The sequence below is a fragment of the Thermodesulfobacteriota bacterium genome (assembly GCA_039028315.1).
In the GTDB taxonomy this organism is placed as follows: Bacteria; Desulfobacterota_D; UBA1144; order Nemesobacterales; family UBA2774; genus CR02bin9.
On sequence record JBCCIH010000269.1, the window covers coordinates 1 to 1684 of the forward strand.

The 1684-nt window shown below is 39.0% G+C and carries 3 protein-coding genes; all 3 read right to left on the reverse strand.

Annotated features, from left to right (window positions below; genetic code table 11):
• Positions 1–110: 110 nt before the first annotated feature.
• Positions 111–887, reverse strand: a complete 777-nt coding sequence (locus AAF462_11855) for an alpha/beta hydrolase (protein MEM7009817.1) — start codon at positions 885–887, stop codon at positions 111–113.
• A gap of 3 nt (positions 888–890) precedes the next feature.
• Positions 891–1187 carry a YggT family protein gene (locus AAF462_11860; protein MEM7009818.1) on the reverse strand — a complete coding sequence of 99 codons (297 nt, stop codon included), beginning with the start codon at positions 1185–1187 and terminating at the stop codon, positions 891–893.
• On the reverse strand, positions 1187–1684 hold a 498-nt coding region (gene proC / locus AAF462_11865; GenBank protein ID MEM7009819.1), incomplete at its 5' end, for a pyrroline-5-carboxylate reductase. The genes AAF462_11860 and proC, both read right to left, overlap by 1 nt.

Below are 1684 nucleotides of genomic sequence, written 5' to 3' on the forward strand. Positions count from 1 at the left end.
GGTTGAAATTAACTCCTATGAACTCGTTGTAATCCCCAAATAAATATAATGCCAAAGGGCGATATATCAATAGATTTTTATACCCTGATAAATTCCTTAACTATTTTCTATCACTCAATAATATCACTTAGAAAATTTTGTAGGATTTGATTGAATTCAATAGGCTTCTCCTGCAGTATGAAGTGACCGGACCCTTTTATTTGATGAAACTCTGATCCGTAGATATTTTGGTGCAGGTACTCGCCATATTTGGTCGGCGTAAGGATATCTTTATCTGAAGAGACTATTAGCGAAGGAACATTTATCTTATCTAGCTTATTTAATATATTAAACTCATTGCAGGCAATTAGATCGCCGTAGCTCACCTCTGGTCTAATATTTAATAAACCGTCTCTAAATTCATGCTTTAATTGTTCAGATGAATCTTCAGCGAACATTCTCTGTGATGCCAGCTCGCAAAATTCTTTGTAATTATCCTTAGCGGCTATAAGTGTTTGTTGAGCTACGCTTAGTTTTGCCCCCGTTGCAACTAAGACGATTGCGCAGACTATCTCAGGGTTTTGAATTGCTATTTGCATTGCAATCCCTCCGCCCATTGAATGACCTATCAATATTGGTCTTTTTAGATTTAAAGTTTCAATGAACTCGAGAAGAAAACTCTTATACCCGGATACGGTACTAAATCCATCACCTTCGGACTTGCCATGACCCGGCAAATCAATAGCTATAAAGTTGGACTTAGATGGTCCAAATTCAACTTCCTGAAAGCGCCAAGTGCTTGAGCTTTGTCCGGCGCCATGAATGAACAAAAGTGCCGGGCGGGCTTTATCAAAATTTTGAGCTTGGATAAAGTTTATCTTAGTTTTATTGATAATTACTTCAGACATGTATTAGAACTTTTGCGAGAGTTCAACTAAACTCTGAACTAAGAACTGCCGCAAGAAAACAATTGCCAACAGCACTATAATTGGTGATAGATCCAAAGTGCCGCCGATCGGGGGTATGATTCTTCTGGCGTATCTAAGAACAGGTTCTGTCGCTCTATATAGAAATTGAACTATAGGATTATAAGGGCTTGGGCTCACCCATGAAATTATAGCTCTGGCTACAATTATCCACATGTAGACATTTAAAACCAAATCTAAAACCGTTGCGATTGCGCCTATAAAATTCCCACCTAAATTCATTACTTATCCCCCTTGGATAGTTCTCTTGATCTCTTGGTAGCGGCCTCTACTGCAGAGATTGTGCTTGATCTAAACCCACCTTTCTCTAAATGATGAACACCTTCGATTGTAGTTCCTCCAGGTGAGGAGACTTTATCTTTAAACTGTGCAGGATGGGTCTCACCCTCAATTATCATCTTAGCCGTTCCATAAACAGTCTGAGCTGCCAGTTTGTGAGCCATATCTCTTGGTAGTCCCATTTTAACTCCGCCGTCAGCTAGAGCTTCTATAAAAATCGAGACATAAGCCGGCCCGCTACCGCTAAGACCTGTTACAGGGTCCAAAAGAGCTTCGTCTTCAATCATAAGAGAAAGCCCAACAGAATCAAATATTTTTTTTACCCTTTTCTTTTCTTTAAGCGTAACATTTTCATTACAATAAAACACTGAAGCTCCGCTTAGAACTAATGCCGGCGTATTAGGCATTACTCTGACTATTTTTGATTTAATCTTAAGTAA